A 26,032-nucleotide genomic window follows, 5' to 3' on the forward strand; every position below is an offset into this window, starting at 1 on the left:
GTCCCAGCGCCGCCAGCGCTGCGCCGGCCGCGTCTTCGCGTCCGCCGGCGGCGACCGCCGGCGCCGGGCCCAAGCCGACGCCGGCCCCGGGCACCTGGTCGGCGCCCAAGCGCGGCGACGACTGGGGCGATTCGGCCCGCAACCGTCCGGGCGCGCAGCGCGGCGATACGCCGGGCCTGTACAACAGCGACGGCAGCCTGCGTCTGGCCGATGCGCCGGGTTCGGCCTCGCCGGGCAAGCCGCCGGGCACGATCACGCAAGAGATCAAGGACCTCGATCGCGCCGGCACCTGGCTGCGGCGCAAGCCCACCGATTACGAGCCGACCAGCCTGGACAAGTACTGGCGTCCGAACGAAACCCTGCTGGCCGAGTGGGTGCGGCGCAGCGTGCAGACGGTGATGATCCCGATCCCGGGCACGACCAAGCGCATCCAGTGCTCGGTGGTGCTGTTGATGGCCGGTGGCGGTTGCGGCATCAACGATCCCAACCTCAACGACCAGCCGGCGCAGGCGCGTCCGCCGCCGGATATTCCGTTCAAGAAGCATCTGCAGGAAGACAACGGCAGCGTTCGGCCGCCGCCGGGCGGGTAACCGCGGCGTCGTACGAAAGCGCTCGGCCCTAAGTCCGGCTGCTTTCGTCGTGAAGCTCCTACGTTGCTTGCGGGCGCGGGCAATCGGGGAAACTCATGCGGGAGCATTCGCGCCTGCGGCGCTCATCCCCTCACCCCAGCCCTCTCCCGCAAGCGGGAGAGGGAGGCTAAACAGCGCCGTCGTTTCCTAATCTGTCTCATTTCCTAATCTGTCCTGTCCACGGCCCGCGCGACTCCGATGCAATCGGGCCGTTCCAATCCCAAGACCCCAGACACAAAAACGGCCCGCAAGCGGGCCGTTTTCACAACCGAAGGCGCGGACAAGCCGCGCCTCAGGCTCAGTGGATACCGTGCAAATCGCGCAACTGCAGATCCTTGTCGCGCGAACCGAAGTAAGCGGCCAGATCGGCGATCTGCTGATCGTTCAGATCCTTGGCCTGGCTCGACATCAGCGCGTGCTCGCGGTCGCCGTCGCGGTACATCTGCAACGAGTGGGCGATGTAATCGTGGTACTGACCGGCCAGACGCGGGTAGGTCGGGTCGATCGGCGCATTGCCTTCGGCGCCGTGGCAGCTCACGCACGACTGCTTGGTCGGGCTGCGCTCGCCGTCGCTGGCCAGGGCCTTGCCGTGCTCGATGTTGCCGGCCGGCAGGCCCGAGGACGAGGAGGTGTGACCTTCGTTGCGATCGGCCGAGGAATGGCCGGCCGGAACTTCACCGCCGCCGGAGCAGGCGGACAGGGCGAGGGCGAGCGTGGCGATGGCGAGGCCGCTCTTGAGGAAGCTGGGATTCGTCATGGGGCGGCTCACTTGGCGCTGGAAAGGAAGGCGGCGATGTCGGCGATGTCCTGGTCCGAGAAGCTCTGGGCCTGGGCCTGCATCGTCGGGTGCTTGCGCGCGCCCTTCTTGTATTCGGTCAACGCGTTGACCAGGTACTCCTGCGACTGACCGACGATCTTGGGAACGTGGTAGTTCGGATAAGCGTTTTTATAGCCGGTAACGCCGTGGCAGCCCTGGCAGGTATAGGTGAGCTGGTGGCCGGTTTCCGGATTGCCCTTGATGGCCGGGGCGGCGGCGGGAGCAGCGGCGGGTGCGGCCGTTGCGGCGGGAGCCGGGGCCTTGGCGGGGTCCTGCGCGGCCGCGGTGGCGGCGAACAGGGTCAGGGCAAAGCAGGCGGCGATCGTCAGCGGTCGCATCATGTCGTAGTCCGCAATCTCGAGTGGCTAGCGAAAGGTGTGGCTGGCTCTGCGGGGCCGAAGCCGCGCACAAGTCCGCAAGTATAGCCGGCGAGACGATTGCAACGAAGTCGTCCATCGACGCATCCATACTGACGCCGGTCCCGGAACGCGCCGCAAGCTCGACCCAAGGCCGACTGGAACCCATGCAGATCGGGCGCGCAAGCGGCGATCGACGGGCGCTCGCGCTAACCGTGCCTCAGAATAAATGCATGGCTCCAGTCATCATGACCTTCGGCGGATGTTGGCTTTCCGGGTCGGTGATATACCTATATACAACACCGGCATACGACCGGTAACCGACGAAAATTTCTAGAACACTGGGGTCGTCTCGAATGCGTCAACTCACCAACAACCGCAACAGCGGTCCGGCAGTGCGCGGCACGGTGGCCTTGGCCGCCCTGGCCCTGGCTTGCACCCTCGGACTGTCCGCCTGCAAGGGCGGAGCGGGCGCCGCCGAGGCGCAGGCCAAGGAAGCCAAGGACAAGGTATCCGATGCGGTGCCGGTCGAGGTCGCGCAGGCTTCCCGGCGCGCGATCGCCGCCAGCTACACCGGCACCGCGCCGCTGGAGGCGCGGGCCGAATCGCAGGTGGTGGCCAAGACTTCCGGCGTCGCCCTGGACGTAATGGTCGAAGAAGGCCAACTGGTCAAGGCCGGGCAAGTGCTGGTGCGGCTGGATTCGGCCCGCGCCGAGCAGCAGGCCGCGCAGACCGCCGCGACCATGCGCAAGCTGGAAGCCAACTACGCCCGCGCCCGGCAGATGGCCGATCAGCGCCTGCTCAGCGCCAACGACGCCGATCAGCTGCGCTACGACCTGGACAGCGCCCGCGCGGCCAATCGCCTGGCGACGCTTGAGCTGTCCTACGCCAAGGTCGAAGCGCCGATTTCCGGCGTGGTCGCCTCGCGTTCGATCAAGACCGGCAACTTCGTGCAGATCAACTCGCCGATCATCCGCATCGTCGATACCTCGCAACTGGAAGCCACGCTCAACGTACCCGAGCGCGAACTGGCCACGCTGAAGGCCGGCCTGCCGGTGCAGATGCTGGTGGACGCCATGCCCGGCAAGCCATTCACCGGCACCGTCGCCCGCGTCGCCCCGGTGGTGGATTCGGGCAGCGGCACCTTCCGCGTGATCTGCTCCTTCGAAGGCGGCGGCGTGCTGCAGCCGGGCATGTTCGGCCGCCTGCGCATCGACTACGACAACCGCGCCGACGCGCTGGTGGTGCCGCGCGCGGCGCTGCTGGACGACGAAGGCGATCCGGCGGTGTTCGTGGTGCGCGGCAAGAAGGTCTCGCGCGTGCCGGTCAAGCTGGGCTATATGGACGGCGCCTGGGCCGAGATCCGCTCCGGGGTGAAGCTCGGCGAGCAGGTCGTGGTCGCCGGCAAGACCGCCTTGCGCGAAGGCACCGAGGTGCTGCTGATCAACACCAAGCCGGCCACGGTCGCCGCGGCGGACAAGCCCGCCGCCGGCAAGCCCGCTTCCGACAAGCAATAAGCGCGCCGCTTGCGGTCCGACGCGGCCGGCCTGCGGCCGCGTCCTTCGAAACTCTTTTGAACGTGGGGACTGACTGTGGCTCAGCTTCCGGACACGACGTCCTTTAACCTGGTGGAGTTTTCCACCCGTCGCCGCGTGACCGTGGCGATGGTGACGATCACCTTCCTGCTGTTCGGCGTGATCGCGCTCAACAGCCTCAAGGTCAATCTGCTGCCCGACCTGAGTTATCCGACCCTGACGGTGCGCACCGAATACACGGGCGCGGCGCCGACCGAAGTCGAAACCCTGATCACCGAACCGCTGGAAGAAGCGGTCGGCGTGGTCAAGGGACTGCGCAAGCTCAAGTCGGTTTCGCGCACCGGCCAGAGCGATGTCGTGCTCGAGTTCGCCTGGGGCACCGACATGGACCAGGCCAGCCTGGAGGTGCGCGACAAGATGGAAATCGTGCAGCTGCCGCTGGAGGCCAAGAAGCCGGTGCTGCTGCGCTTCAATCCGTCCACCGAGCCGATCCTGCGCATCGCGCTGTCGACCAAGGGCGGCGACAAGGTCAGCGAGAACGAGGCGATCCGCCAGCTCACCGCGCTGCGCCGCTACGCCGACGACGATCTGAAGAAAAAGCTCGAACCGGTCGACGGCGTCGCCGCGGTCAAGGTCGGCGGCGGCCTGGAGGACGAAATCCAGGTCGATATCGACCAGCAGAAGATTTCCCAGCTCAACCTGCCCATCGACACCGTCATCCAGCGCCTGAAGGCGGAGAACATCAACATCTCCGGCGGCCGCCTGGAAGAGGGCGCGCAGCGTTATCTGGTGCGCACGGTCAACGAATTCGCCAGCGTGCCGGAAATCCGCGAGATGCTGGTGACCACGCAGAAGGCCGGCGGCAACGCCGCGGCCGACGCGGCGGCGGAAATGGCGCGCGTCGCCGCGGCCTCCGGCTCGGCCGACGCGATGGCGGCGGCGGCTTCGGTGCAGAGCGCGAACTCGGGCGACCAGTCCACCGCGGCCGGCGGCAAGCCGGTGCGGCTCAAGGACATCGCCGACGTCCGCCAGGGCTACAAGGAACGCGAGGCGATCATCCGCCTGGGCGGCGTGGAAGCGGTGGAACTGGCGATCTACAAGGAAGGCGACGCCAACACCGTGGCCACCGCCGACGCGATCCAGGCGCGGCTTGCGCAGATCAAGACGCAGATTCCGCCGGACGTGGAACTGACCACGATCGACGACCAATCGCAGTTCATCCGCCACGCCATCAGCGACGTCAAGAAAGACGCGGTGATCGGCGGCTTCCTCGCCGTGCTGATCATCTTCCTGTTCCTGCGCGACGGCTGGAGCACGTTCGTGATCGGCCTGTCGCTGCCGGTGTCGATCATCGCCACCTTCTTCTTCATGGACCGGCTCGGCCTGAGCTTGAACGTGATGTCGCTGGGCGGACTGGCGCTGGCCACCGGCCTGGTGGTGGACGATTCGATCGTGGTGCTGGAGTCCATCGCCAAGGCGCGCGAACGCGGGCTGGGGATACTGGAAGCGGCGGTGGTCGGCACGCGCGAGGTCAGCATGGCGGTGGTCGCCTCCACCTTGACCACCATCGCGGTGTTCCTGCCGCTGGTGTTCGTGGAAGGCATCGCCGGCCAGTTGTTCCGCGATCAGGCGCTGACCGTGGCGCTGGCGATCGCGATCTCGCTGATCGTGTCGATGACCCTGATTCCGATGCTGAGCGCCTTGCGCGGCCGGCCAGCGCTGGGGTTCCAGCAAGAACCGCCGCATCCGCGCTGGCAGCCGAAGAACGGCGTGCTCAAAGTGCTGGCGTGGTTTCCGCATGCGATCGTGGTGGCGGTGCGTTCGGCGTTCTTCGGCATCGCTTGGCTGGTGGTGCGGATCTGGCGCGGCGTCGGCGCGGTGGTCGGCCCGATCATGGGCAAGGCGAGCGACATCGCGATGGCGCCGTATGCGCGCGCCGAACGCGGCTATCTGAAGCTGCTGCCGGCGGCGATGGGCCATCGCGTGCTGGTGCTGGGCCTGGCCGCCCTGGCGTTCGCGGCGACGCTGGCGGCGGTGCCGCTGCTGGGCGCCGATCTGATTCCGCAGCTCGCCCAGGACCGCTTCGACATGACCGTCAAGCTGCCGCCGGGCACGCCGCTGCGCGAAACCGACAAGCTGGTGCGCGAGATCCAGGAAAAGCACGCGAAAGACCCGGGCATCCACGCCTGGTTCGGCGTCAGCGGCAGCGGCACGCGGCTGGACGCCAACCCGACCGAGAGCGGCGAGAACATCGGCAAGATCACCGTGGTGATGGCCGACGGCGGCAGCAAGCAGATCGAAGCGGAGGAAACCGAACGCCTGCGCCGCACCATGCAGGGCCATCCGGGCGCGCAGGTCGATTTCGCCCGTCCGCAGCTCTTCAGCTTCTCAACGCCCCTGGAAATCGAACTGCGCGGCCAGGATCTGGAAACCATCCAGCGCGCCGGCCAGCAGATGGCCAAGATGCTGCGCGGCAGCGAGCACTTCGCCGACGTCAAGTCCACGGTGGAGCAGGGCTTCCCGGAGATCCAGATCCGCTTCGACCAGGACCGCGCCGGCGCGCTCGGCCTGGCCACGCGCGACATCGCCGACGTGGTGGTCAAGAAGGTGCGCGGCGACGTCGCCACCCGCTACAGCTTCCGCGATCGCAAGATCGACGTGCTGGTGCGCGCGCGCGAATCCGATCGCGCTTCGATCGAAAGCATCCGCCGTTTGATCGTCAATCCCGGCAGCAACCGACCGGTGACCTTGGAATCGGTGGCCGACGTGATCGCCACCACCGGCCCCAGCGAAATCCACCGCGCCGATCAGGTGCGCGTGGCGATCGTGTCGTCGAACCTGCGCGACATCGACCTGGGCGGCGCCATCGCCGAGGTCGAGAAGCTGGTGCGCGAGCAGCCGCTGAGTCCGGAAGTGCGCATGCACATCGGCGGCCAGGGCGAGGAGCTGCAGCAGTCGATCAATTCGTTGTTGTTCGCTTTCGGTCTGGCGATCTTCCTCGTCTACCTGGTGATGGCGTCGCAGTTCGAATCGTTGCTGCATCCGTTCGTGATTTTGTTCACCATCCCGCTGGCCCTGGTCGGCGCGGTGCTGGCGCTGTTGCTGACGCGCTCGGCGGTGTCGGTGGTGGTCTTCATCGGGTTGATCCTGCTGGTGGGGTTGGTGGTGAAGAACGCCATCATCCTGATCGACAAGGTCAACCAGTTGCGCGAGCACGGCATGCCCAAGCGCGAGGCCCTGATCGAAGGCGCGCGTTCGCGACTGCGCCCGATCATCATGACCACGCTGTGCACCTTGTTCGGCTTCCTGCCGCTGGCGATCGCGACCGGCGAGGGCGCCGAAGTGCGCTCGCCGATGGCGATCACGGTGATCGGCGGTCTGCTGGTGTCGACGCTGCTGACCTTGGTGGTGATCCCGGTGGTCTACGATCTGCTCGACCGCCGCGGCGACGAGTACTACCGCAATCGCGTGCGCAAGGCGCAGCGCGAGGCCGAAGCGGCCAAGGACCGGATCGGCCACGACAACGACCCGCTGGCGGAGGCGCACTGACATGAGCAGCGTTGCCGAGATCAGCATCAAGCGGCCGATCACGACCATCATGCTGTTCGTGTCGATGTTCGTGATCGGTTTGATCGCGGCGGTGCGGCTGCCGCTGGAGTCGCTGCCGGACATCTCCGCGCCGTTCTTGTTCATCCAACTGCCGTACGACGGCTCCACGCCGGAGGAAGTCGAGCGCACGATCATGCGTCCGGCCGAGGAAGCGCTGGCGACGATGACCGGCATCAAGAGCATGCAGGGCAACGCGACCGCCACCGGCGCCTCGATCTTCCTGCAGTTCAAGGACTGGGACCGCGATATCTCGATCGCGGCCTCGGACGCGCGCGAGCGCATCGACGCCATCATCGACGATCTGCCCGACGGCTTTCAGCGCTACTTCGTGTTCAAGTGGTCCAGCTCCGATCAGGCCGTGCTGCAGGTGCGGCTGGCCGGCGACATGGACCTGAGCCGCGAATACGACCTGATCGATCGCGAGTTCAAGCGCCGGCTCGAACGCATTCCCGGCGTGGCCAAGGTCGAGATCGGCGGCGCGGCGCCCAACGAAGTCGAGATCGCGATCCTGCCCGACCGCATGGTCGCGCACGACGTGGACCTCAATACCCTGACCAAGAAGCTGCAGGCGCTGAACTTCTCGATTTCCGCCGGCGAAATCGAAGACGGCGGACGCCGCCTGCGAGTGCAGCCGATCGGCCAGGTGATCGACCTGGAGCAGTTCCGCAACCTGGTCATCAACACTTCCGGCCTGAAGCTGCGCGACATCGCCGACATTCGCCTCAAGCCCGCGCGCCTGGACACCGGCCGGCGCCTGGACGGGCGTCCGGCGATCGGCCTGGACATCTTCAAGGAGCGCAGCGCCAACCTGGTGGAAGTCTCCAAGCTCGCGTTGGCCGAGGTCGAGGCGATCCGCGCGCAACCGGCGCTGAGCAACATCGAAATCAAGGTGGTGCAGAACCAGGGCGAGGAAGTCACCGACTCGCTGCTCGAACTCGGCGAGGCCGGCGCGATCGGCCTGCTGCTGTCGATCGCGGTGCTGTTCTTCTTCCTGCGCCATTGGCCGTCGACGCTGATGGTGACCCTGGCGATTCCGATCTGCTTCGTGATGACCCTGGGCTTCATGCACTTCGTCGGCGTGACCCTCAACGTGTTGTCGCTGATGGGCCTGCTGCTGGCGGTGGGCATGCTGGTGGACAACGCGGTGGTGGTGGTCGAGAGCATCTACCAGGAACGCGAGAAGATGCCCGAGCAGCCGCAGCTGGCCTCGATCATCGGCACCCGCCACGTCGCCATCGCGCTGTCGGCCGGCACCTTGTGCCACTGCATCGTGTTCCTGCCGAACCTGATCGGCGAGACCAACAACATCAGCATCTTCATGTCGCAGATCGCGATCACCATCTCGGTGTCGCTGCTGGCGTCGTGGCTGGTCGCGGTCAGCCTGATCCCGATGATCTCGGCGCGCATGAAGACACCGCCGGCGGTCAACAAGACCACCGGCCTGATCCCGCGCCTGCAGATCAACTACGCGCATTTCCTGCGCTGGACCCTGGAGCATCGCGGCCTGAGCGTGATCGGCATCATCCTGGTGGTTGCGCTCAGCATCGTGCCGATGATGATGACCAAGTTCGACATGTTCGGTAACGACGGCGGCAAGGAAGCCTTCATCGCCTATCACTGGAAGGGCAACTACACCCGAGATCAGATGTCGGCGGAAATCCTCAAGACCGAGCAGTTCCTGGAGCCTCGGCGCAAGGAATTCCACATCAAGCAGATCTACTCGTTCTTCAGCGAGAACAACGGCGGCAACGCCGGCACGCGCCTGCAGTTCGTCGATGGCGAGGTGGAAAACACCAAGGCGATGACCGAGCGCATCAGCAAGGTGCTGCCCAAGTCGGCCAAGGCCGAAATCGTCGTCAGCCTGGACGGCGGCGACGGCGGTGGCGGCGGCGGGCAGGACGGCAAGAGCGTGCAGGTGCAGTTGGTCGGCGATTCGACCGAGACGCTGTCGGAACTGGCCGGCGACATCGTGCCGATCCTGTCGCGGCGTTCGGAACTGCGCGATGTGCGCGTGGACGTGGGCGATCGCAATTCCGAGCTCAACGTGCGGGTGGACCGCGAGCGCGCGGCTTCGTTCGGTTTCAGCGTCGAGGAAGTCTCGCGCTTCGTCGGTCTGGCCTTGCGCGGCGCCCAGTTGCGCGATTTCCAGCGCGGCGAGACCGAGGTTCCGGTGTGGGCGCGTTTCGCCGGCGCGGAGAAATTCGGGATCGAGAACCTGTCCGAGTTCACCGTGCGCTCGCCCGACGGCCGCAGCGTGCCGCTGTTGGCGATGGTCGATGTCAACGTGCGCCCGACCGCGAGCCAGATCAACCGCAACAACCGCCAGACCACGCTGACCATCCAGGCCAACCTCAACGCCAAGACCACCACGCCCGAAGCGCGCAAGGCGATGGAAGAGACGCTGAAGAAGGTCGCGTTCCCGGCCGGTTACAGCTACAGCTTCGACGGCAGCTCGTTCGAGCGCGACGACGACGCCGGCAAGCAGATGATGATCAATCTGGTGCTGGCGCTGGTGATGATCTACGTGGTGATGGCGGCGGTGTTCGAGTCGCTGCTGTTTCCGGCGGCGATCATGAGTTGCGTGGTGTTCTCGATCTTCGGCGTGTTCTGGCTGTTCTGGCTGACCGGCAGCTCGTTCACGATCATGGCCTTCATCGGCATCCTGGTGCTGATGGGCGTGGTGGTGAACAACGGCATCGTCATGGTCGAGCACATCAACAACCTGCGCCGGCGCGGCTTGTCGCGCAACGAGGCCCTGGTGGAAGGCAGCCGCGAGCGCCTGCGTCCGATCATGATGACGATGGGCACGGCGATCCTGGCGATGATTCCGATCTCGCTCAGCGACACCGTAGTGCTCGGCGGTCTGGCGTATTCGCCGATGGCGCGCGCCGTCGCCGGCGGCCTGGCGTTCTCGACCGTGGTCAGCTTGCTGTTCCTGCCGACGATCTACGCGATCCTTGACGACATGCGCGAAGGCACCTCGGTGCTGGTGCGTCGCGCGCGCGGCAAGCCCGCGGGCGGTGGCGAGGCGCCGGCATTGGCGTAATCGAACGCGGTCGTTGTCTGGAGTTGAGCTGGCCGTTTCCCCAGATTGAATCCCCCCCTTTGAAAAAGGGGGGGCAGGGGGGATTCGCTTTTACCCGCGCAAGCTCATCGACCCGCATCGGAAGCGCAAAGCAAATCCCCCGCGCGGAGGTTTAGCCCGAAGCGGAGCACCATCGAGCGCTCGCCCCCTTTTTCAAAGTGGGCACCGAATCCCAGCAGCGGTGTCGCCTCGATGAGAGGCAGTTCCCCCCTTTGAAAAAGGGGGGCAGGGGGGATTCGCTCTACCCCACCAACTTGCTGGCAATCCGAAACCCAGCCAACCAGACCCCGATACCCGTACCGATATTGGTCAGCATGAAATTCAGCACCACGCGCGCCACCCGATTGCGATACCAGCCCTTCACTGTCTGCGCATCGTCGCGCAAGGCCATGAAATCGCCGTAAGCCGGTTTGCGTCGATGCACTTCCACCAACGCGCTCAACGCGCCGGTGGGCACGCCCGGACGGAACGGCTTGAGCGGCGCGACCACCGCGGCGGTGATGATGCTCAAGGGATGGCCGCCGGCGATCAGGCAACCCAGCGCGGCCAGGCCGCCGGTGAACAGCACCCACTGCAGCAGCAGGTCCGCGCCCATCGCCGCGCCGCCCTTCCAAAAGCCCCAGCCGATGCCGGCCAGGATCAGCGAGGTGATCACGATCATCACCCACGGCACCTTGCTCTTGGTGTGCACCTGCTCCAGCGCGGTGCGCTGCGCGAGCGGGTCGTCCTTGTCTTCGCGCAGATGCTTGGCCAGACCCTGCAGATGACCGGCGCCGATCACCGCCAGCACGTCGCGCGACTCGCCGACGGTCTCGCGCAGGCGCGCGGCCATGTAGCTGTCGCGCTCGGCGATCACGGTTTCGTACAACTGCGGGCTCTCGGCGGCGAACTCGCCGAAGCTCGATTCGAGCATGTCGCCCTGCTTGAGCTTCTCGATTTCTTCCTCGCCGACCTCATCGGCGGCGAACAGGCTGCTGACCAGCCCGACGCCGAGCTTGGCCCGGCCCCAGAAACCCAACCGCTGCGAAGCGCGGCGAAAGGTCAGGCCGACTTCGCGGTCGATCAGATGCACCGGCAGCTCGCGCTGGCGCGCTTCCAGCACCGCACGCTTGAGTTCGGCGCCCGGCTCGATGCCGAGTTGCTCGGCCAGCCGGCGCTGATACGCGGCCAGGGCCAGATTGGCCGCGAACAGCGCGGTCTTGCCCGAGCGGATCACCTGGATCAGGTCGAGCTTGGCCAGCGCGTCCGGATCGGTCAGTGCCTGCAGGCGCTGGGCGTCGAGCTCTACCGCGACCGCGTCGTACCGGCCGCTGCCGATCGCGTCGCGGACCGCATCGACGCTGGCCTGGGAGACGTGCGCGGTGCCCAACAGGGTGTAGCGGACGCCGTCTCGCTCGACGATGGCATGCGGTTGGCCTTGCAGGCCGTCGTTCAGCGGTTCATTCATTCGGGATCGGGCTTCTGGGCTCGCGCGGCGAAGTGCTGTGCCGGAGCACAGAAAGGCCCGCAGCATAGAGGCTGCACGAGGTGCCGGCAAACTCGCGACGACGGTCTCGGCAGGGCCCGCGGTGGCCGTTCGGATGGGGCCGGCCAGCGCCGGCGCCGGCTCAAGCGCGGCCGAGCGAATCGGTTTGCCGAATCCGGCATCGGCGCTCGCGCAACTGCCGCGCGACCCGTATCCGCCGCGCGATGCGGCCGACGCGGCGGCGTAAGGTTGCGGGCAACGCCGTCAGCGGCTGCCCGCATGAGCGAACGGTCTGGCCGAAGCGGGAGGGGTGGGGCCCCGGCCAGACCGGTCGCGTTTGCTCGTCGGTGTTGGTTGTCTGGTAAGCCGCGCTGCTGGAACAGCGCGGCTCGAACAACGTCGCTACGTCAGGCGAACCCGTAAGGCAGGTTTTCGCTGGAAACCACTTTCTCGCCGACCTGCTCGCCGTGCAGGAACCGCAGCGCCGCGCCGATCACGTTGCCGTCGTCGGCGATGCGGTTGTGGCCCAGTCCCTGCGTGCTCAACAGGCGCGAGTCCGGCCAGTAGCGCGCGTAGCGTTCGCCTTCCGACCACGGCACTTCGCGATCGTCCAGGTCGTGCACGATCAAGGCCGGGCTGGCGATGGTCGGCGCATTGCGATGCGCCTGCTGCGAATCGAAGCTGATGCCGATGCGCGACTCGTAGTAAGCGAACATGCGCCGGCAGATATCCTCGCCGACCCACAAAAAACGCGCGAAACGCTTCACCGCGGCGACCGGATCGGCGGCTGGCGCGATCAGCACCACGCGTTCGGCGCGCATGCCGCGCGCCATCGCCAACAGCGCCGCCGCGCCGCCCAGCGAATGGCCGATCACCAGCGCCGCCGGGCCGTAATGCTCGCCGACCGCGAACAGATGGCGGGTGAAATCGGGCAGGGTCGCGAGGCGCCCGCCGCTGCGGCCGTGGCCGAGCTGATCGAAGGCGACCACGGCGTAGCCTTCCGCGCGCAATTGCGGCAGCCACTTGGCGACGCGGGTGCCGTGGCTCGACCAGCCGTGCGCAAACAGCACATACGGCTGCTGCTGCGGATCGCCCCAGACATAGGTGGCGATGGCATGGCCGTCGATCTGCAAGGTCTCCTCGCGCGCGCCGAAGGTCGGCGCGGCCAGGGCGCGCCGGCGCGAGGACGCGAACGGCGTGCAGAACAGCGTCGCGGCGCGGCGCATGGTCGCGTTGGGCGCGAGCCAGGCGCCGAGCAGGAAGCCGAAACGCAGCCGGTACAGCTTGATTACGTTACGAACGGTCGTGCTAATTTTGGCGATAAGCGGATACATGACGGAACCTCGTCGGTCGCTCAGGCGGTGGGGGAGGAAGCGTAGGAGCGGATCAGGCGCTCGAAGGCGCGACGGCCGCGTTCGGTGGCCGAGTCGTAGCCGAACAGACCGGAGTCGTGATGCACGACCAGGGCCAGTCCGTAGATTTCGAACGCCAGCTGCGCGGTATCGGTGTCGGCGCCGAGTTCGCCGCTGTCGATGGCCAGTTGCACGGCCTTGCCCAGGACCTGATACCAGCGTTTTTGCTGATCGACCACGGCGGTGCGCAGGGCGCCGGGGCGGTCGTCGTACTCGCTGACCGCGCCGAGCAGCACGCAGCCGCCCTCGGTGTGGCGGGCCCAGTCGAACCAGTTGTCGGCGATGGCGCGCAGCCGCGGCAGACCGCGCGGCTGCTTCAGCGCCGGCATCATCACGTAATCGACGAAGCGCTGGCTGGCCATGTCCAGCACCGCCAGCTGCAGATCTTCGCGCGAGCCGAAGTGGGCGAACACGCCGCTCTTGGACATACCCACCGCGGCCGCGAGCGGGCCGATCGACAAGCCTTCCAGCCCGGCCGAGCAGGCGATGCCGTAGGCCTGATCGAGGATGGCCTCGCGGGTGGCGGCGCCTTTATTGGTGGCGGTCAGAGCTGACATGGGGCGAAAATAGCACGTCCGTTCGTTTTATTGCGACCGTTCGTCGGCCGAACGGGCAAAGTCAGCATAGCGAGTTCGCGCCGCCGCGGCTGGCCCGGGCGGCACGCAGGATGTGTTCAATTGTGTTTGCCCGAGACCAGCGCCGCGTCGGGCGCTGTCGCGGGGTACGAACGGCGCGAGCCGCGACAGCGCGCTCAGTCGCGCGACTCGTGCGAAACGCCTAGCGCAGTGGCAGGCCAGGTACGTTTTCATCCGGCTCGCCGACCTTGCCGTCGCCGAGCGCGAGCACCATCTGCACGGTATCGAGCCAGCGCCCGTGCTTGCGGCCGATGCCGGGAAACACCCCGGCCAGCTGGAACCCGAGCCGCTCGTGCAAGTTCACCGAGGCCGCGTTGCTGCCGTCGCCGATCACCGCGACCATCTGCCGGAAGCCCAGCGCGGTGCAGTCCTGGATCAGCTGCCGCATCAGCGCGCGGCCGACGCCGCGGCCGTGGCAGGCCGGTTCGACATAGACCGAGTTCTCGACCGTCCAGCGGTAGCCGATGCGGGTCCGGTACGAGGTCGCATAGGCATAACCGGCGAAGGTGCCGACGCCGGCCTCGACGAATTCCGCGATCAGATAGGGATAACCGGCTTCGACGATCGCGCGCCAGCGGCGGCGCATTTCGGCGTCGTCGGGCACGTCGTACTCATAGGTCGCCACGCCCTCGCGCACTTCACGGGCGTACAACGCGGCGATCGCGGCCAGGTCGGCCTCGACGCCCGGGCGCAGCCGCAACGCGGGGCCGGCGGCGGCGCTCAATCGCGATACCGCTTGAGCAGGTCGGCGTAGGCATCGATACGGCGGTCGCGCAGGAACGGCCAGATCCGCCGCACGTGCTCGCTGCGGCCCAGATCGACTTGCGCCATCACGATTTCCGGCTCGGCGGTCCTGGCTTCGGCGAGGAACTCGCCCTGCGGCCCGAGCACATGGCTGGAGCCCCAGAACTGGATGCCCGAGGCGCCGATCGGCGAGGGCTCGTGCCCGACCCGGTTGACGCTGAGCACCGGCAAGCCGTTGGCGACCGCGTGGCCGCGGTGGCTCAGGATCCAGGCCATGCGCTGGCGGTCTTTTTCGTCCTGCTGATCGTCCGGGTCCCAGCCGATCGCGGTCGGGTACAGCAGCAACTCGGCGCCGGCCAGCGCCATCAGCCGCGCGCCTTCCGGATACCACTGGTCCCAGCACACCAGCACGCCGAGGCGGCCGACCGAGGTCTGGATCGGCTCGAAGCCGATATCCCCCGGGGTGAAATAGAACTTCTCGTAGAAGCCCGGATCGTCCGGGATATGCATCTTGCGGTACTTGCCGGCGATGGAGCCGTCGGCCTCATAGACCACCGCGGTGTTGTGATACAGCCCGGCCGCGCGGCGCTCGAACAGCGAGCTGACCAGCACCACGCCGTGCTGCCTGGCCAGCGCGCCCAGGCGTTCGGTGCTCGGGCCCGGGATCGGCTCGGCCAGATCGAACTCGGCCACCGACTCGTGCTGGCAGAAGTACGGCCCGTTGTGCAGTTCCTGCAGCAGGACCAGCTTGGCGCCCTGCCTGGCGGCTTCGCCGACGCGGCTTTCGATGTTGGCGAGGTTGGCCTCGCGCGAGCCGTGGTCGCGATCCTGGATCAGGGCGACGGGGAGGGTGGTGTGCTTCATCGAATCGGGTCCGTTTTCACTGGACGCTATGGTAGCTCGGCGGCCATGAGCGGACCCACCCACTCGCGCCCACGCGACCGGCGATGCGCGCATGTCAATCGACGTGGTGACGCCGGCCGGCAAGCTCCTGCCGCTTCAGTTCTGGATCACGGCGGGTTCGGGTCGATTCGCGCCGCTCGACGGGCGGGGCGCCGAAGCGGCCCCGCTCAATGGGCTCAGCCGGAGACCACGCCCTGCGGCAACTGCATGGTCACGCAATGCAGGCTGCCGTTCTGCCAGATCAAGGGCCGGCAGGGCACGGCGACGATCTCGCGATCCGGGAAGGCTTGCGCCAATACCGCCTGGGCTTCGCCGTCGCGGGGGTCGCCGTAGGCGGGCATCAACACGGCTCCATTGATAATGAGGAAGTTGGCGTAACTGGCCGCCAGTCTTCGGTTTTCGTCGATGATCGGCTGCGCCCACGGCAGCGCGAACAGGCGGTAGGGCCGGCCGTCGCGAGTGCGCAGGGCGGCCAGCTCGGCGGCCATGGCCTGCAGCTCTGGGTAGTGCGAGTCGGCCGGATCGTCGCAGCCCTGATAGACGATCGCATCCTCAGCGGCGAAGCGGGCGAGGGTGTCGATATGGGCGTCGGTGTCGTCGCCTTCCAGGTAGCCGTGATCCAGCCACAGCACCCGGTCCTGCTGTAGCCATTCGGACAGCTTGGCGGTGATCTCTTCGCGGCTGGCGTCCGGATGGCGCTCGTGCAAGCACTGCCAGGTGCTCAGCAAGGTGCCCGCGCCATCGGTCTCGATACCGCCGCCTTCCAAAGCGAAATCAATGCTTTGGCGATCACTCTTCGAGAAGATTCCCTGATCGTGCAGGCGCTCGACCAGCAGATCGTCCTGGCTGGCGTCGAACTTGCCGCCCCAGCCGGTGAAGCGGAAATCGAGCAGGCGGAAGCCGTCGCCGGCCTTGAGCGTGATCGGGCCGGAGTCGCGCAGCCAGGTGTCGTCGTAGGGCGCGTCGATGAAGCGCACCCGCTCCATGTCGATGCGCGCCGAGGACAGGCGCGCGCGCGCGTAGGCCTGGACGTCGTCGTCGGCCACGCAGATCAGCACGGGTTGGAAGCGGGTGATGGCCGCGACCAGGGCGATGTAGGTCTCTTCGACCTCGCCCAGGCGTTGCGCCCAGTCGGTGTCGGCGTTCGGCCACGCGATAAGGACCGCGGACTGGGGTTCCCACTCCGCAGGGAAGCGCAATGCGTTGTTAGTCATAACCTCAAAGGATAGGCGGTTTCGGCCCGACTTCGTTGGTGTCGGCCTTGTTCGCGACCACGTCGATCACCCGGCTCTTCTCGAAATACACGGTGAAGGCCGGATAGACCCAGCGGTTGATCTGCGGCCACTGCTTCTTCTGGCCGCCGCGCGCATCCAGGCGCTGAGTGGGCTCGCCGTAGCGGGCCTTGACCTGGTCCATGCTCTGGCCGCGCGAGGGCAATGCGGACTTGCCCTCCTGCTGCACGCGCTGGATCAACAAAGTCTCGGCCGAGGCGGCGCCGGAGAGGGCGAGCAGGGCGAGCAGCGGTGCAACGGCAATGCGCAGTTTCATGGCAAATCCACCTCGTCAAAGGACGCGGGATTCTAGGCACAAGGTGACGCTTAGCGGCAGCGTGCGGCCGTCACGGTTTTGCGAAGCTGGGGACGAAAGGGGTGGAATAACGAAGAAAGCCGCCTTGCGGCGGCTTTCGACTTGAACCTCGGGCGGCGGCGGGAGGCCGCCGGCGGGTCTTAGCGCTGACGCGCCTTGAAACGCGGGTTCGACTTGCAAATCACGAAGACCTTGCCGCGGCGGCGGACGACTTTGCAGTCGCGGTGACGGGCCTTCGCCGACTTCAGGGAGGACAGGACCTTCATGACAGACCTCGGCAAAAAATAGGTGGAAGAAGCGGGGTGGAAAAGTTAGCCCGCGATTATAGAGGACAAATCTTCGCCGGATCAAGTGCTTGCGTAGAAAAAATCCAGCCGGCGCCGGGAAGGGGCATCCGGAAGCGGGAATTGCCCGGATAAAACGGGCTGGCGCATCGCCTGGATCGGCCGGTCGCGGCGCCGATCGCGGCCCGGTCCGGGCGGCGCAAGCGCGGCGCGCGATAGCCGATCCATCCGCCGCCGAATCGAAACCGCGCCCGGCCGCCGCATAATAGGCCGCATGAACAGCGCATCTTCCGACAACAGCAGCATCCCCGTCCTCACCATCGACGGGCCCTCGGGCTCGGGCAAGGGCACCATCAGCCGTCTGGTCGCGCAGCGCCTGGGCTGGCATTACCTGGATTCGGGCGCCTTGTACCGGGCCGTGGGCGTCGCCGCCGGCTGGGCCGACCTGGACCTGGCCGACCCGGCCGCCCTGGTCCGCTGCGCCTTCGACACCCACATCGGCTTTCGCGACGACCCCAGCGGCGAGCTGCGGGTGCTGGTCAACGACCAGGACGCCACCGACGAGTTGCGCACCGAAACCGCCGGCGCGGCCGCCTCGGCGATCGCCGCGATCCCGGAGGTCCGGGCCGCCCTGAAGGACCGCCAGCGCGCCTTCCGCCAGCCGCCGGGGCTGGTCGCCGATGGCCGCGACATGGGCACGGTCATCTTCCCGGACGCCCCGTTCAAGGTCTTTCTGACCGCCAGCGCCGACGAGCGCGCGGAAAGGCGCTATAAGCAGTTGAAAGACAAAGGGGTTTCAGTTACTTTAGATGGTCTGCTGCGGGAGATTCTTGCCCGTGACGCCCGTGACGCCCAGCGCGCGGTGGCTCCTTTACGTCCGGCCATCGAGGCCGTCCGCATCGATACCACCGGGCTTGGAATCGACACGGTAGTCGAACAGGTGCTGGCGTTGTTGCCCGCGCGCTGAACGACGCGGCGCGAGCGGGGCGCTGTCGCAGCGGAAGGCGTTACCTCAACCATCCCATCGCAATTCCGCGATGGATCAACCACAACACATGATGCAGTTCCATCGCATCACATAACGGGTGGGTCGACCACGTTCTGCTTGCGTTGCCACGACGGCAACGATGTCAAACGGTGCGATCCGTGTGTTCAACTGAGATATTCAATCCAATGACCGAATCATTTGCCGAACTGTTCGAAGCCAGCCAGCAATACCTGGCCAAGCTGAAGCCGGGCGCGATCGTCACCGGTACCGTTGTGGAAGTCCGCAGCGACGTGGTGGTGATCAACGCGGGCCTGAAGTCTGAAGGCATCGTGCCGATCGAACAGTTCCGTAACGACGCCGGCGAGATCGACGTCGCCGTGGGCGACGAAGTCAAGGTCGCGCTCGACTCGATCGAGAACGGCTTCGGCGAAACCGTACTGTCGCGCGAGAAAGCCAAGCGCGCCATGGTGTGGGACGAGCTCGAAGAGGCGCTCGAAAAGAACGAGACCATCACCGGCCGCATCAGCGGCAAGGTCAAGGGTGGTTTCACCGTCGACATCAAGGATGTCCGCGGCTTCCTGCCCGGTTCGCTGGTGGACGTGCGCCCGGTGCGCGACTCCGCCTACCTGGAAGGCAAGGAACTCGAGTTCAAGCTGATCAAGCTGGACCGCAAGCGCAATAACATCGTCGTCTCCCGCCGCGCGGTGGTCGAGAGCGAGTACAGCGTCGAGCGCGAACAGCTGATGGAGAAGCTGCAGGAAGGCGCGATCCTCAAGGGCGTGGTCAAGAACCTCACCGATTACGGCGCGTTCGTGGACCTGGGCGGCATCGACGGCCTGCTGCACATCACCGACATGGCGTGGAAGCGCGTGCGTCACCCGTCGGAAGTCGTGGAAGTCGGTCAGGAGCTCGACGTGCGCGTGCTCAAGTACGACCGCGAGCGCAACCGCGTCAGCCTCGGCCTCAAGCAGCTGGGCGAGGATCCGTGGGACAACATCGCCCGTCGCTACCCGGCCAACACCCGCGTGTTCGGCAAGGTCAGCAACGTCACCGATTACGGCGCGTTCGTCGAGATCGAGCCGGGCGTCGAAGGCCTGGTCCACGTGTCCGAAATGGATTGGACCAACAAGAACGTCAATCCGTCCAAGATCGTGCAGGTCGGCGACGAAGTTCAGGTCATGGTGCTGGACGTCGATGAAGAGCGTCGTCGTATCTCGCTGGGCATGAAGCAGGTCACCTCGAACCCGTGGGAGACCTTCGCGGCCATCCACAAGAAGGGCGACAAGGTCGAAGGCCAGATCAAGTCGATCACCGACTTCGGCATCTTCATCGGCCTGGACGGCGGCATCGACGGCCTGGTGCACCTGTCGGACATCAGCTGGAACACCACCGGCGAAGACATCGTGCGCAACTTCAAGAAGGGCGACACGCTGGAAGCCGTGGTTCTGGCCGTCGATCCGGAGCGCGAGCGCATCTCGCTCGGCGTGAAGCAGCTCGAGCAGGACCCGATGGGCCAGTATGTGGCTTCCAACGCCAAGGGCACGATCGTCAAGGGCGTGGTGAAGGAAGTGGACGCCAAGGGCGCCACGATCGAACTCGCCGACGGCATCGAAGGCTACGTCGCCGCGCGCGACATCGCCAAGGAACGCGTCGAGGATGCCTCGCAGTACCTGAAGGTCGGCCAGGAAGTCGAAGCCAAGATCATCGGCACCGACCGCAAGGGCCGCAGCATGCAGCTGTCGATCAAGGCCAAGGACGAAGCCGAGCAGCAAGAGGCGCTGGCGGACTACAACCGTCACTCCGAAGCCGCCACCGGCACCACCAGCCTCGGCGCGCTGCTGCGCGAGCGTCTGGGCGGCAAGTCCGAGTAATCGCGGTATCGCCTGCCGTCCCGGTCGTACCGGGGCGGCGGCAATTTGTAACAACGGCGCCGCTGGCCGGCGCCGGTTTTTGCAGTCAGAGGTAGGGTAGTGCGGTCCGGCGGTCGCCGGACGGCGCTACCTCCGCCAGGGCGGCCCGGCCAAGCCGGTCCGCTCCGGCCTGCGGCAGGGGATCGCGCATGAGCGCGGTGCCGCATCTTCTTCAACGACCTTCTATAAGGCCAGGCACCACACCGCATGACCAAATCCGAGCTCATCGAGATCCTTTCGCAGCGTCAGGCCCACCTCAAGGGCGACGATGTGGATCTGGCGGTGAAGGCCTTGCTGGAAATGATGGGCGGTGCCCTGTCGGCCGGCGAGCGGATCGAGATCCGCGGATTCGGCAGCTTCTCGCTGCACTACCGTCCGCCGCGCCTGGGGCGCAACCCCAAGACCGGCGAATCGGTCGCGCTGCCCGGCAAGCACGTGCCGCACTTCAAGCCCGGCAAGGAATTGCGCGAGCGCGTCAGCGGCGTCACGCCGTTGGACGAGGAAGCCTGAGGGGTTTCGAGCAATGAGTTGAGAGGAGTGAGGAGTGAGCGAAAGCCGCTCTCTCGTTGTCCCTCCCATGCTCGACAGCAGCTCGCCCGCGACCCGGGGGCTCGGTTCCGATGCCTTCTGCTCTTACTCGTTCCTCACTCCTGTGAACTCTCTACTGCTCCCCGCCTATACGCGGCGTCCATCCGTGTCCGTTAAGCTAGGCGCGACACGCACGAGATCGTGCACGACTGATCGGAACCCCACATGCGCGTGATCCGTCTCCTCATCGCCCTGGTCTTTCTGGCCACCGGCGCGATCCTGGGCGCCCTCAACCGGCAACTGGTCAGCATCGACCTGGGCATCGGCTTCATTCCGGCGACCTCGCTCGGCATCGCCCTGATCGTGGCGCTGCTGATCGGCGCCTTGATCGGCGGCCTGGCCATCAGCGCCAGCGTGGTGCTGCCGCTGCGCCGCCGTCTGGCCCGCGCCGAACGCGACGCGCGCGGCGGCCCGGCGACCAGCGCGCCGACGCTCACCGGCCCCGAGGTCTGAGCATGGAATTCATCAGCCAGTGGTTCTGGTTCTTCCTGTTGTTGCCGATCGCCGCCGTCAGCGGCTGGGTGATCGGCCGCCGCGGCGGCGAACGCCATAGCGACAACCAGGTCAGCCGCCTGTCCACCACCTATTTCCGCGGCCTGAACTACCTGCTCAACGAGCAGCCCGACAAAGCGATCGAGTTGTTCCTGCACATCGCCGAACTCGACAAGGACACCTTCGAAACCCAGGTCGCGCTCGGCCATCTGTTCCGCCGTCGCGGCGAGGTCGATCGCGCCATCCGCCTGCACCAGGCGCTGGTGCAACGGCCCGGGCTGAGCGATCAGCAGAAGGTGCAGGCGCTGCTGGCGTTGGGCGAGGACTACATGCGCTCGGGCCTGCTCGATCGCGCCGAAACCGTCTTCAGCGATCTGGTCGCGCTGGACATGGCGCCGCTGGCCTTGCGCCATCTGATTGGCATCTACCAGTCCGAACGCGACTGGGACAAGGCGATCGAGAACGCGCAGCGTTTCGAAGCCGCGACCGGCGAGCCGATGGGCAAGCTGATCGCCCAGTTCGAATGCGAACTGGCCGACCGCCATCGCGCTGCCGGCGACAGCGACGCGGCGCGCGCCGCGGTCAAGCGCGCCTACGAGGCCGACGCCAATTCGGTGCGCGCCGGCATGCTGGAAGGCCGGATCGAAGTCGAAGCCGGCAACGACGCCGCGGCGATCCGCGCCTTCGAACGCGTGGCCCGCGCCGATCCGGACTATCTGCCCGAAGTGCTGCCGGCGTTGCTGAGCTGCTACGAGCGCAACGGCGATCCGACCGGCGCGCGCGCGTTCCTGGCCGAGATGTGCGAGCACTACCGCGGCATCGCGCCGGTGCTGGCGCTCACGCGCATGGTCGAGGCCGAGGACGGCGTGCCGGCCGCGCGCGCGTACCTGGCGCGCCAGCTCAAGGACCGCCCGTCGGTGCGCGGCGAGGCCGCGCTGATCGACCTGACCCTGGCCGAAAACGCCGACCCGCTGGCGACCCTGCACGATCTCAAGCACATCACCGACCAGTTGCTGGTGCGCAACCCCAGTTATCGCTGCAACCGCTGCGGCTTCGGCGCGCGCAGCCATCACTGGCAATGTCCCAGTTGCAAGGAATGGGGTTCGGTCAAGCCGCTGCTGAATTACGCGGTGGTCTGAGTCATGGGGGCATGGATCGCGATCTTCGCGGCGCTGGGCGCGGCGGGCACTTGGCTGGCGCGTGCCTACGCACTGCGCCGCAACATGATCGACGAACCCGGCGAGCGCCGCAGCCATGCCGTGGCCACGCCGCGCGGCGGCGGCATCGCCATCGTCGCGGCGCTGCTGGTCGGGGCGATCGCGCTGGGGTTGCGCTTTCCTTCCTACGCGCCGAAGGCGCTGGTGTTCGGGCTCGGCCTGAGCCTGGTCGCGGCGATCGGCTGGGTCGATGACCACCGGCCGCTGTCGCCCTGGCTGCGCCTGGGCGTGCATGCGCTGGCGGCGGCCTTGCTCGCCTTCGCGCTCTGGCACAGCGGCAGCCCGAACTGGCTGGTGCTGGCCGCGTTCGTGTTGGCGCTGGGCCTGACCAACGTGTGGAACTTCATGGACGGGATCAACGGCCTGGCCGCCACGCAGACCGTCCTGGTCGCGCTGGCGGTGGCCTGGATGGGCGGCGGGGAGGTCTGGCGCTGGCTGGCGCTGGCCCTGCTGGCGGCCAGCCTGGGCTTCTTGCCGTTCAATTTCCCGTGCGCGCGGATCTTCATGGGCGATGTCGGCAGCGGCGCGATCGGCTACGCCGTGGCGGGGTTGATGGTGCTGGCGGCCGACGCCGGCCGACCCTGGCGAGGGATGACCCTGGCGTTGCTGCTGATCCCGCTGGCCGCGTTCATGGTCGATTCCAGCCTGACCTTGCTGCGGCGGGTGTGGCGCGGCGAACGCTGGTGGACCCCGCACACTCAGCACGCCTATCAGGTATGGGCGAGGCGCAGCGGTCACGCCCGAGTCACCTTTGCCTATGCGGTTTTCACGGGGCTGGCCGTAGCCTCCCTAAGCCTTGTGACCGAAGTCCGATTCGGTTTCATGCTGTGTATGGGAGCCGGGTGGTATATATCCGGCGCTTTTTTTTGGTGGCTGATCCAACGGACCGAAACCGGTTCCGGCGGCGCGGACAGCTGAGCGAACCGACCGATATGTATTGCAGGCGAGGCAGGGAATGAGCTCATTGCGTGATCGACTCAAGAGCGGACTGCCCCGATTGGCGGTGGTCGCGCACGATCTCGCGATGGTCTGGCTGGTCTGGCAAGCCCTGCACAAGCTGCGCTTCGGCATCGTCGCCACGCCGCCGCCCCTGCCGTTGTGGTCCACCGAGATCGCTCTGGTCCTGGCCGCGCAAGGCCTGGTGTTCTGGCAGGTCGGTCTGTACCGCGGCCTGTGGCGCTTCGCCGGCGTCCCCGATCTTTGGAACATCTTCAAGGCCTGCATGCTGGGCCTGTTCGCGATCGTGCTGGGCCTGTTCCTGTACAACCGCGTCGACCAGGTGCCGCGCACGGTGCTGGTGCTGTATCCGCTGGTGCTGATGGGCATGCTCGGCGCGCCGCGCCTGCTGTACCGCGCCTGGAAGGACAGCCGCATCGACAATGCCAACTCGGTATCGGTGCGCATCCTGATCCTCGGCGCCGGCCGCGCCGGCGAAGCGCTGGTGCGCGATCTGCGCCGCTTCGGCACCTATCACCCGGTCGGCTTCCTCGACGACGCCGCGCGCCTGCGCGGCAGCAAGGTGCAGGGCGTGCCGGTGTTGGGCAAGGTCGATGACGTCGCCGAAATCGCCCGCGAGACCGCGGCCAAGCTGCTGGTCATCGCGATGCCGTCGGCCGACGCCGACGCGATGCAGCGCATCGTCATGGCCTGCGAACGCACGGCGGTGCCGTTCCGGATGGTGCCGCGCCTGCAGGACGTGCTGGAAGGGCGTTCGTTGCCGGGCGAGCTCAAGGAAGTCGCGATCGAGGATTTGCTCGGGCGCAAGCCGGTGTTGCCCGACTGGAAGGCGATCCGGGGCTGGCTGGGCTCGCGTTCGGTGTTGGTCACCGGCGCCGGCGGTTCCATCGGTTCGGAACTGTGCCGCCAGTGCGCGCGCCACGGCGCCGGCCGCATCGCCCTGATCGAGATCGATGAACTGGCCCTGGTCACCACCGAGACCGCGCTGCGCCGCGATTTCCCCGACGTCGAATTCATTCCGATCCTGGGCGACTGCGGCGACAAGGCCGTGATCGAGTACGCGCTCAAGCTGGCCGAGCCCGACGCCGCTTTCCACGCCGCCGCCTACAAGCAGGTGCCGCTGCTGGAAGCGCAACTGCGCGAAGCGGTGCGCAACAACGTGCTGGCCACCGAAACCGTCGCGCGCGCCTGCCGCGCCGCCGGCGTGGGCACCTTCGTGCTGATCTCCACCGACAAGGCGGTCGATCCGGTCAACGTGCTCGGCGCGACCAAGCGCCTGGCCGAGATGACCTGCCAGTCGCTGGCCGACCAGCGCAAGACCCGCTTCGTCACCGTGCGCTTCGGCAACGTGCTCGACTCGGCCGGCAGCGTGGTGCCGCTGTTCCGCGAACAGATCCGCAGCGGCGGCCCGGTCACCGTCACCGATCCGGAAGTCACGCGCTTCTTCATGACCATCCCGGAAGCCTGCCAGCTGATCCTGCAGGCCTCGGCGATCGGCACCCACGAAGCCATCTACACCCTCGACATGGGCGAGCCGGTGCCGATCCGCCTGTTGGCCGAGCAGATGATCCGCCTGGCCGGCAAGCAGCCGGGCCGCGACGTGGCCATCGTCTATACCGGCCTGCGTCCGGGCGAGAAGCTGCACGAGACCTTGTTCCACGCCGACGAGCGTTACCGCCCGACCGTGCATCCCAAGATCCTGCAGGCCGAGCCGCGCGACGTGTCAAGCGGCGCGCTGGAGCATTCGCTGCAGCAACTGCGCGAGGCCTCGATCCGTTACGACCGCGAAGCGCTCGGCATCTTGCTGCGCATCGCCGTTCCGGAGTTCCAGCCGGTGGGTGAACACCCGGATTACAAGGAATCGGCTACCGTGGTCGCATTCCCCGCCCGTAACGCCAGGAAGATTTGATGGCTGCACGCATCCGCAAAGCCGTATTTCCCGTCGCCGGCCTCGGCACCCGATTCCTTCCCGCCACCAAGACCGTTCCCAAGGAAATGCTGCCGATCATCGATCGGCCGCTGATCCAATACGCTGTCGATGAAGCTATCGAAGCCGGTTGCGACACGCTGGTGTTCATCACCAATCGCTACAAGCACGCGGTCGCGGATTACTTCGACAAGGCCTACGAGCTCGAACACAAGCTCGAGCGCTCGGGCAAGCTCGAACAACTCGAACTGGTCCGCAACGTGCTGCCGCCGGGCGTGCGCGCGGTGTTCGTGACCCAGGCTGAAGCGCTGGGCCTGGGCCATGCGGTGTTGTGCGCCAAGGAAGTGATCGGCAACGAGCCCTTCGCGGTGCTGCTGCCCGACGACGTGATCTGGAATCGCGGCCCCGGCGCGCTCAAGCAGATGGCCGACGCGGCCCAGGCCACCGGCGCCAGCGTGATCGCGGTGCAGGACGTGCCCAAGGAACAGACCGGCAGCTACGGCATCGTGGCGACGCAGAACTTCGACGCGCGCCAGGGCCGCATCACCGCCATCGTCGAGAAGCCCAAGCCCGAAGTCGCGCCCAGCAACTTGGCCGTGGTCGGCCGCTACGTGCTCAATCCGGGCATCTTCGAACTGCTGGAAAACACCACCCCGGGCGCCGGCGGCGAGATCCAGCTCACCGACGCGATCGCGACCTTGCTCCAGCGCGAGACCGTCAATGCCTACCGTTTCCAGGGCACGCGCTTCGACTGCGGCACGCATATCGGTTTGATCGAGGCGACCATCCGCTACGCGCTGGATCACGAAAAGCTCAGCGACTCGGCGCGGCAGCTGATGCAGAACGCGCTGGCCGAACTGGGCGTGGAAGACCTGGAATAAGCCCACGCGGC

The 26,032-nt window shown here is 66.8% G+C and carries 21 protein-coding genes and 1 pseudogene; 12 read left to right on the forward strand and 10 right to left on the reverse strand.

Features of this window, described 5'->3' with window-relative positions:
* A pseudogene (locus J7J50_RS11145) lies at positions 1-590 on the forward strand (transmembrane repetitive protein); the annotation flags it as partial.
* A gap of 337 nt (positions 591-927) precedes the next feature.
* On the opposite strand, the gene J7J50_RS11150 reads toward J7J50_RS11145, so the two are convergent.
* Positions 928-1,386, reverse strand: coding sequence for a cytochrome c (locus J7J50_RS11150; protein ID WP_215058062.1), 459 nt, complete (start codon positions 1,384-1,386; stop codon positions 928-930).
* 8 nt (positions 1,387-1,394) lie between these two features.
* Positions 1,395-1,784 carry a cytochrome c gene (locus J7J50_RS11155; protein WP_057945472.1) on the reverse strand — a complete coding sequence of 130 codons (390 nt, stop codon included), beginning with the start codon at positions 1,782-1,784 and terminating at the stop codon, positions 1,395-1,397.
* A 374-nt stretch (positions 1,785-2,158) separates the two neighbouring features.
* On the opposite strand from J7J50_RS11155, the gene J7J50_RS11160 reads away from it, so the two are divergent.
* From J7J50_RS11160 to J7J50_RS11170, 3 genes are all read left to right on the forward strand, one after another.
* Positions 2,159-3,319 (forward strand): efflux RND transporter periplasmic adaptor subunit, encoded by a 1,161-nt coding sequence (locus tag J7J50_RS11160; protein WP_215058063.1) that lies wholly within the window; start codon positions 2,159-2,161, stop codon positions 3,317-3,319.
* 75 nt (positions 3,320-3,394) lie between these two features.
* The gene (locus tag J7J50_RS11165) at positions 3,395-6,886 is read left to right on the forward strand and encodes an efflux RND transporter permease subunit (RefSeq protein ID WP_343222485.1); all 3,492 of its coding nucleotides are present in this window, start codon (positions 3,395-3,397) and stop codon (positions 6,884-6,886) included.
* A 1-nt stretch (position 6,887) separates the two neighbouring features.
* Complete coding sequence (locus tag J7J50_RS11170) at positions 6,888-9,992, forward strand: efflux RND transporter permease subunit (protein WP_215058064.1); 3,105 nt, start codon at positions 6,888-6,890, stop codon at positions 9,990-9,992.
* Positions 9,993-10,272: 280 nt separating this feature from the next.
* Here J7J50_RS11170 and J7J50_RS11175 read toward each other — a convergent pair whose 3' ends face one another.
* The 8 genes from J7J50_RS11175 to ykgO all read right to left on the reverse strand — a co-directional run bounded on the left by J7J50_RS11175 (position 10,273) and on the right by ykgO (position 17,043).
* The gene (locus tag J7J50_RS11175) at positions 10,273-11,478 is read right to left on the reverse strand and encodes a TraB/GumN family protein (RefSeq protein WP_215058065.1); all 1,206 of its coding nucleotides are present in this window, start codon (positions 11,476-11,478) and stop codon (positions 10,273-10,275) included.
* 425 nt (positions 11,479-11,903) lie between these two features.
* Positions 11,904-12,830 carry an alpha/beta hydrolase gene (locus tag J7J50_RS11180; protein WP_251044343.1) on the reverse strand — a complete coding sequence of 309 codons (927 nt, stop codon included), beginning with the start codon at positions 12,828-12,830 and terminating at the stop codon, positions 11,904-11,906.
* Between the two features lie 20 nt (positions 12,831-12,850).
* On the reverse strand, positions 12,851-13,465 hold the full coding sequence (locus tag J7J50_RS11185; RefSeq protein ID WP_215058066.1) for a TetR/AcrR family transcriptional regulator: 615 nt from the start codon (positions 13,463-13,465) through the stop codon (positions 12,851-12,853).
* Positions 13,466-13,685: 220 nt separating this feature from the next.
* Positions 13,686-14,267, reverse strand: coding sequence for a GNAT family N-acetyltransferase (locus tag J7J50_RS11190; protein WP_251044344.1), 582 nt, complete (start codon positions 14,265-14,267; stop codon positions 13,686-13,688).
* On the reverse strand, positions 14,264-15,151 hold the full coding sequence (locus J7J50_RS11195; protein WP_215058067.1) for a carbon-nitrogen hydrolase: 888 nt from the start codon (positions 15,149-15,151) through the stop codon (positions 14,264-14,266). The genes J7J50_RS11190 and J7J50_RS11195 overlap by 4 nt, the downstream gene beginning before the upstream one ends.
* A gap of 215 nt (positions 15,152-15,366) precedes the next feature.
* Complete coding sequence (locus J7J50_RS11200) at positions 15,367-16,404, reverse strand: agmatine deiminase family protein (protein WP_215058068.1); 1,038 nt, start codon at positions 16,402-16,404, stop codon at positions 15,367-15,369.
* A 4-nt stretch (positions 16,405-16,408) separates the two neighbouring features.
* The gene (locus J7J50_RS11205) at positions 16,409-16,738 is read right to left on the reverse strand and encodes a hypothetical protein (RefSeq protein WP_215058069.1); all 330 of its coding nucleotides are present in this window, start codon (positions 16,736-16,738) and stop codon (positions 16,409-16,411) included.
* Positions 16,739-16,917: 179 nt separating this feature from the next.
* Complete coding sequence (gene ykgO, locus J7J50_RS11210; RefSeq protein WP_010342887.1) at positions 16,918-17,043, reverse strand: type B 50S ribosomal protein L36; 126 nt, start codon at positions 17,041-17,043, stop codon at positions 16,918-16,920.
* A 292-nt stretch (positions 17,044-17,335) separates the two neighbouring features.
* Here ykgO and cmk point away from each other — a divergent pair, with 292 nt between their 5' ends.
* From cmk to galU, 8 genes are all read left to right on the forward strand, one after another.
* Positions 17,336-18,028, forward strand: a complete 693-nt coding sequence (gene cmk / locus J7J50_RS11215; protein WP_215058070.1) for a (d)CMP kinase — start codon at positions 17,336-17,338, stop codon at positions 18,026-18,028.
* A gap of 206 nt (positions 18,029-18,234) precedes the next feature.
* The gene (rpsA, locus tag J7J50_RS11220) at positions 18,235-19,920 is read left to right on the forward strand and encodes a 30S ribosomal protein S1 (RefSeq protein WP_057943243.1); all 1,686 of its coding nucleotides are present in this window, start codon (positions 18,235-18,237) and stop codon (positions 19,918-19,920) included.
* Between the two features lie 246 nt (positions 19,921-20,166).
* The gene (locus J7J50_RS11225; RefSeq protein ID WP_031371666.1) at positions 20,167-20,469 is read left to right on the forward strand and encodes an integration host factor subunit beta; all 303 of its coding nucleotides are present in this window, start codon (positions 20,167-20,169) and stop codon (positions 20,467-20,469) included.
* Positions 20,470-20,712: 243 nt separating this feature from the next.
* On the forward strand, positions 20,713-21,000 hold the full coding sequence (locus tag J7J50_RS11230; protein ID WP_057943242.1) for a lipopolysaccharide assembly protein LapA domain-containing protein: 288 nt from the start codon (positions 20,713-20,715) through the stop codon (positions 20,998-21,000).
* 2 nt (positions 21,001-21,002) lie between these two features.
* The gene (lapB, locus tag J7J50_RS11235) at positions 21,003-22,178 is read left to right on the forward strand and encodes a lipopolysaccharide assembly protein LapB (RefSeq protein WP_215058071.1); all 1,176 of its coding nucleotides are present in this window, start codon (positions 21,003-21,005) and stop codon (positions 22,176-22,178) included.
* Positions 22,179-22,181: 3 nt separating this feature from the next.
* Positions 22,182-23,174, forward strand: a complete 993-nt coding sequence (locus J7J50_RS11240; protein ID WP_215058072.1) for a glycosyltransferase family 4 protein — start codon at positions 22,182-22,184, stop codon at positions 23,172-23,174.
* 37 nt (positions 23,175-23,211) lie between these two features.
* A complete protein-coding gene (locus J7J50_RS11245) occupies positions 23,212-25,122 on the forward strand; it encodes a nucleoside-diphosphate sugar epimerase/dehydratase (RefSeq protein WP_215058073.1) in 1,911 nt (636 codons plus the stop codon).
* A complete protein-coding gene (galU, locus tag J7J50_RS11250) occupies positions 25,122-26,021 on the forward strand; it encodes a UTP--glucose-1-phosphate uridylyltransferase GalU (protein WP_215058074.1) in 900 nt (299 codons plus the stop codon). The genes J7J50_RS11245 and galU overlap by 1 nt, the downstream gene beginning before the upstream one ends.
* Positions 26,022-26,032: the final 11 nt, after the last annotated feature.

This window comes from Lysobacter sp. ISL-50 (assembly GCF_018612875.1).
In the GTDB taxonomy this organism is placed as follows: Bacteria; Pseudomonadota; Gammaproteobacteria; order Xanthomonadales; family Xanthomonadaceae; genus Lysobacter.

Coding starts and splice junctions, on each gene's coding strand:
- J7J50_RS11195 (WP_215058067.1), bottom strand. CDS start 15,151: ATGAAGCACACCACCCTCCCCGTCGCCCTGATCCAGGATCGCGACCAC.
- J7J50_RS11240 (WP_215058072.1), top strand. CDS start 22,182: ATGGGGGCATGGATCGCGATCTTCGCGGCGCTGGGCGCGGCGGGCACT.
- J7J50_RS11230 (WP_057943242.1), top strand. CDS start 20,713: ATGCGCGTGATCCGTCTCCTCATCGCCCTGGTCTTTCTGGCCACCGGC.
- J7J50_RS11245 (WP_215058073.1), top strand. CDS start 23,212: ATGAGCTCATTGCGTGATCGACTCAAGAGCGGACTGCCCCGATTGGCG.
- J7J50_RS11200 (WP_215058068.1), bottom strand. CDS start 16,404: ATGACTAACAACGCATTGCGCTTCCCTGCGGAGTGGGAACCCCAGTCC.
- J7J50_RS11185 (WP_215058066.1), bottom strand. CDS start 13,465: ATGTCAGCTCTGACCGCCACCAATAAAGGCGCCGCCACCCGCGAGGCC.
- J7J50_RS11150 (WP_215058062.1), bottom strand. CDS start 1,386: ATGACGAATCCCAGCTTCCTCAAGAGCGGCCTCGCCATCGCCACGCTC.
- J7J50_RS11205 (WP_215058069.1), bottom strand. CDS start 16,738: ATGAAACTGCGCATTGCCGTTGCACCGCTGCTCGCCCTGCTCGCCCTC.
- J7J50_RS11225 (WP_031371666.1), top strand. CDS start 20,167: ATGACCAAATCCGAGCTCATCGAGATCCTTTCGCAGCGTCAGGCCCAC.
- J7J50_RS11180 (WP_251044343.1), bottom strand. CDS start 12,830: ATGTATCCGCTTATCGCCAAAATTAGCACGACCGTTCGTAACGTAATC.
- cmk (WP_215058070.1), top strand. CDS start 17,336: ATGAACAGCGCATCTTCCGACAACAGCAGCATCCCCGTCCTCACCATC.
- galU (WP_215058074.1), top strand. CDS start 25,122: ATGGCTGCACGCATCCGCAAAGCCGTATTTCCCGTCGCCGGCCTCGGC.
- rpsA (WP_057943243.1), top strand. CDS start 18,235: ATGACCGAATCATTTGCCGAACTGTTCGAAGCCAGCCAGCAATACCTG.
- ykgO (WP_010342887.1), bottom strand. CDS start 17,043: ATGAAGGTCCTGTCCTCCCTGAAGTCGGCGAAGGCCCGTCACCGCGAC.
- J7J50_RS11160 (WP_215058063.1), top strand. CDS start 2,159: ATGCGTCAACTCACCAACAACCGCAACAGCGGTCCGGCAGTGCGCGGC.
- J7J50_RS11155 (WP_057945472.1), bottom strand. CDS start 1,784: ATGCGACCGCTGACGATCGCCGCCTGCTTTGCCCTGACCCTGTTCGCC.
- J7J50_RS11175 (WP_215058065.1), bottom strand. CDS start 11,478: ATGAATGAACCGCTGAACGACGGCCTGCAAGGCCAACCGCATGCCATC.
- J7J50_RS11170 (WP_215058064.1), top strand. CDS start 6,888: ATGAGCAGCGTTGCCGAGATCAGCATCAAGCGGCCGATCACGACCATC.
- lapB (WP_215058071.1), top strand. CDS start 21,003: ATGGAATTCATCAGCCAGTGGTTCTGGTTCTTCCTGTTGTTGCCGATC.